The organism is Microvirga aerilata (assembly GCF_016743775.1).
Taxonomy (GTDB): Bacteria; Pseudomonadota; Alphaproteobacteria; order Rhizobiales; family Beijerinckiaceae; genus Microvirga; species Microvirga aerilata.
In genome coordinates this window covers 1-4,452 of the sequence record NZ_JAEQMY010000192.1, presented here as the reverse complement: position 1 = coordinate 4,452, position 4,452 = coordinate 1, and the positions used below count along the sequence as shown (strand labels likewise).

Here is a 4,452-nt window from a genome sequence, read left to right as displayed (position 1 = left end):
CTGTTTGCATCGCAGATGAACCCGAGCAGGAAGAGATAGGTGCTGCGGCAGTCGCTGTTAGGTCACCGCTGCCCTTTTCTTCAAGAGTTCTGGGTCCTGCATACACGGCTGAGATGAGGGCACCAAGCCGCCGGCCCTGCAAGCTTCAACCACAATGGACATTGAGGACAATGCCATCCGAGAGCTGCCCCGCTCCTTGCAGCCCGTGCGGCAATAGCTCTCTTGCATCGCCCTTACCATGGACAAGCGACCGGGGACAAAGAGAGCTGACCCGTCAGCCTCATGCTCTTAATTGTGAGATCTGTCTCTACCCTGATATCCATGCAGGGTACGATAAGCGCTGATTAATCATAGTTGCACACCCTCCGGTTGCACCCCTGTAGATGAGATCTCTGGAACCATAACGATCTACACAACCTTCCGTCAGATGATTGATGAACAGCTGCAAACGATTAGGCGGGTATTATCAGTTTGGGCCAGCCATGACGCTTGAGAGCCTTGCGCAAGAACCGTTTGGTGGCTGTCAGATTGCGCCGCTCGGTGAACAAGAATTCAACCGTGTCATTATGGCTATCGATAGTACGGTACAGGTACATCCATCGGCCACGAACCTTGATATATGTTTCGTCAAGATGCCACCTGCCGGTGACGGCTCGCTTGCGCCTGTTGAACTTGTCGAGAAGCTCCGGTGAGTGACGAATAACCAATCTGTGAACAGTTGCAGGATCAACGGAGATGCCGCGCTCGGCCATCATCTCCTTCAAGTTCCGCAGGCTGAGATTGTAAGCCAAGTACCATCGGACGCAGAGCAGGATTATGGATTGATTAAAGCCTGCCCTTGAACACCGCATCCTCCACTACCATGACCAATATCTCAGTAGCTGATACTCTGAAACAAGAAATTTGCGACGGATTCCTCAGCTCTCTCCTGACAGGCTCATTGTTGGAAAGACAATGGTGCGAGAATGTGTGGGGTCGGCTATAATCTAGCCCTACTGATTAGCATGCATTTGCCCCTATGATCTTACTCCAGCAGAGGGCACTTCTATGATGACCGTCATGCGCCGGTGGCTCGACTCTCTCAATGAAGTCGAGCACGATCACACAAGCCAAGACTATGTTGTTGTTTACAGCGCCGCCGGTTCCTTCGTCATACCGCTCAGCTCAGGCAGGCGAACGCCTGGCAGAGGGCGCTTTGTGCTATGGGAGTTGCTCCAGATGCATCCAGCCTGAAGCACCGCATTAGAGGCCTCAATGCAGGTCTGCTTAGGCCCTTCAAAGCCCCCAAGCCACAGGTGACCGCTTATGGCGCCGGTGCCCGAATGCGCAGGGGCGAGTACGTTCGCCTCGTGGCGGCTATCATGTGCTCTACAAGATGAGCACTTGCAACGCCCGACACGGCGCATCGACCTTTATCCTTCTGCGTCAGAGGTGCTGGCGAACCATCTTTCCCTCTGAGCTGTCACGCTTTAACCTAGCGCCAGCCCGGCTGATCCTGTGGTCGGCCTCCTCTGTGGAAAGCTACACCGATGACCACCACCCGCATCTTTTTGCTCGCCTCCTCTCTAGCCCGGCTGATCGAGAAGGCGAGGGGAGGTCACCAGATCCAGCAGGGCTACTTCCCGGATCAGCCTGACCGAGGCACTCACGTGCAGATGGAGGGGCATGCGGGTCATCTCATCCTGGTCACGAAGGGACCAGATGGTGCTTTTGAGGAGGCGACCGATATTCCGTTGTCTCATGCCGAGACTCTGCTCGAGCTGGCTGCCGGACGGGTCGACTACCTGACCATCAGCCTCGACATCGCAAACCAGAGAACCGCGGTCCTCCGCTTCATCTCTCCGGGATCACTCGATCTGATCACAGTGGGGTTCGAGCACGATGAGCAAGGGCGACGATTTCAGCCGCCGGCCTGGTTTGGTCCGGAGGTTACAGCGGAACCAGGCTACCACACACGCTCCATTGCCATGACGGGACTGCCTACCGTTCCTGAGGTGGAGGCCACCAACGCTGCTCTCAACGGCCTGCTGGATACCCTAGACAGCCGCTTTGGTGGGCTGCAGCACCCGCAGCATCGCCAAGCAGAGCAACTTATCGCGCCTCAGCCGGACGTCCGATGGGAAGCCGAGTTGAACTCAGACGATGATGAAGACGCGGATGATCTTGCCATCGAGGACAGCGTCATCCGGGAACTCGCCCGGTCATTGCGCCCTCGGCGCTGACACTCCTCAAGCAGCGTTCGTCCTCATCAGATGGTGACCAGACCGCCCCTGGGGAGCGGCCTGACAGATCATCCCGCGCTGGCTTGCTCAGGCGGTCTTCAGATTAACGGCTGACTCTTTGCCGGAGCGGCGGTCCGCCTCAACCTCATAGGTGATCTTCTGGCCTTCTGCGAGACCACGCAGGCCAGAGCGTTCGACCGCACTGACGTGCACGAACACATCCTTGCCGCCGTTATCCGGCTGAATGAAGCCGTAACCCTTGGTCTCATTGAACCACTTCACCGTGCCCGTCGCCGTCAGTCGTCCTTATTCCTGCCAGTTACTCCGGTGGGCCATTACGGCCACCCCTCCAGTGACCTATCCGTCTCAGGAAGGAGGGTAGTTGGCCGTGACAACCGTGGCAATAAAGAGGCAAAAGCTGGATTAACCTTTCTTCAGGCGCTGTGACCACTCGCGACTGACATTAGCCGGAAACCGGTCGGCTCGCCTTTGGAAGGTGTTAGCCCCATGCTTGTAAGAGCGGCACGCACAAGGAAGGTTAGCAGCATATGAGAAACACCATCCCGTAACCGAGCCATAGGGTTAGCAGGACCGGGTGCAAATGGTGTGTGCTTGCATTTGGATTGGTTCAGAGAATGAGAACGCCCCGGCTGAACCACTACCATCAGGAACAGTTCGCAACCTGGCGAACGATCCACCCCTGATCATCAAGCCAGAAACGACGACGCACTTTCCGGCATGCTGGTGTATCCGGCCGACCTTCTAGCCCAACACTGACGATCTCCGATTTCATTGGTGTTTGGGTCTTCTCAGCCATCCTCGTGGCCGCTGCCGCGTAGCCCGGCAGCCTCTTTTGGGCCGCGGCTGGAAACGTCGCAAGCAGCACGATGATTACAATTAGAAAACGATGCATGACATTAGCCCCCATGGGTACTTTACCAGAAACCACACGGCTTTGGGCAGGCGTCAGATCGAGAATGGGGAGTAGCGTCAGGATAAAATGGAGCTTTCACTTGTTATGGTTATGCTGAACGCCCCCAAGCCCTCATGATCCCCGCGAGGATCACTGCCTATGTGTCAGCTTTGCACCTCTTCATTGAGCGGATGAAGGTCGCGCACCATCTGGTGGAGGCGAGAGGTGTCGAGATGCGTGTAGATCTGGGTGGTTTCGATGCCAGCGTGGCCGAGCAGCTCCTGCAGCACGCGCAGGTCTGTGCCGCCTGAGTGCATGTGGGTCGCAAAGGCATGCCGCAGCACGTGAGGGGACACCCGCTCCGGGCTGGCCAGGCCTGCTGCTACCGCAGCTTTCTTAATTTCGAGCAGAGCTGCTTGACGCGTCAGAGCTTTCGTGCCGGTGCGCACCGAGTGGAAGAGCCACTGAGTTGGCTTGCCCCCGGAATACGCCGCCGCCAGCTTCTGCCAGTGGGCGACGGCTACAATCGCGCGGTTATGAAGCGGCACGAGCCGCTGCTTGTCACCTTTGCCGCGGACCATCAGCATCCGGGTTCCAGGACGAGCAGCATCGGAGGGCAGGGATAGTGCCTCGCTGATGCGCATACCAGAGGCATAGAGCGTCTCAAACAGGGCAGCCCGCCGGGCATAGCCAGCCTGACGATAGAGGCCGACCGAGGGATCGGCCGCGAGGGCGTGAGCCGTTTCCAGGAGGGCTTCGGTCTCGGGAATGGACAGGACGAAGGGCAGCTTCCGAGACCTGCGCATGGTCGACAGATTGGATGTGGGGTCGCGAGAGCCGAGGTCCTCCGCGATCAGGAACTTGTGCAAGCCGCGCGCTACCGTGATCCGTCGGGCAATGGTCGATCCGGCATAGCCACGCTGATCGAGAGTGGCGATGTAGTCCCGGATCAGTTCCAAGGCGACATTGTCCAGGCTGAGACTGTTCTCATCTAGCCAGGCAAGATAGCAGTTGAGGTCATCGGTGTAGGTGTCGATGGTACCGGCCGAGGCCCCGAGCTCGGTGGCCAGGGCATCGAGCCACAGCTGGGCAAACCTTCCATTAGTGCGCATCGGACCCTCCTGGTCGGGAGGACCCTGCCACGGCACCGGTTACGAACTTCTTGTCAAAAGAATGCTTATGCGAAATGTTATATTAGATTTAAGGTTGTCGTCCAGGCCCCCTTTCCGCGATCGAACACCCAAGGATTGATCAAGATCGGACTGCCCCATACATGAGAGCCCTGGACGCACCTGGGATGCGACATGGCCTCACGGA

At 57.7% G+C, this 4,452-nt stretch carries 3 protein-coding genes and 1 pseudogene; 1 reads left to right on the top strand and 3 read right to left on the bottom strand.

Annotated elements, in window-relative coordinates; translation table 11 throughout:
* Positions 1 to 461: 461 nt before the first annotated feature.
* A pseudogene (locus JKG68_RS31170) lies at positions 462 to 846 on the bottom strand (IS6 family transposase); the annotation flags it as partial.
* Positions 847 to 1,529: 683 nt separating this feature from the next.
* On the opposite strand from JKG68_RS31170, the gene JKG68_RS31165 reads away from it, so the two are divergent.
* A complete protein-coding gene (locus JKG68_RS31165; protein ID WP_202066195.1) occupies positions 1,530 to 2,222 on the top strand; it encodes a CYTH domain-containing protein in 693 nt (230 codons plus the stop codon).
* An 87-nt stretch (positions 2,223 to 2,309) separates the two neighbouring features.
* Here the strand turns inward: JKG68_RS31165 and JKG68_RS31160 are convergent, their stop codons facing one another.
* Entirely contained in the window at positions 2,310 to 2,522 is a 213-nt protein-coding gene (locus JKG68_RS31160; RefSeq protein ID WP_202066196.1) for a cold-shock protein, read from the bottom strand.
* A 777-nt stretch (positions 2,523 to 3,299) separates the two neighbouring features.
* The gene (locus tag JKG68_RS31155) at positions 3,300 to 4,247 is read right to left on the bottom strand and encodes a tyrosine recombinase (RefSeq protein WP_202066194.1); all 948 of its coding nucleotides are present in this window, start codon (positions 4,245 to 4,247) and stop codon (positions 3,300 to 3,302) included.
* Positions 4,248 to 4,452 lie beyond the last annotated feature (205 nt).

What these genes read in the sequence shown, in the direction of transcription:
- JKG68_RS31155 (WP_202066194.1), bottom strand. Translation starts at nt 4,247, where the DNA reads ATGCGCACTAATGGAAGGTTTGCCCAGCTGTGGCTCGATGCCCTGGCC.
- JKG68_RS31165 (WP_202066195.1), top strand. Translation starts at nt 1,530, where the DNA reads ATGACCACCACCCGCATCTTTTTGCTCGCCTCCTCTCTAGCCCGGCTG.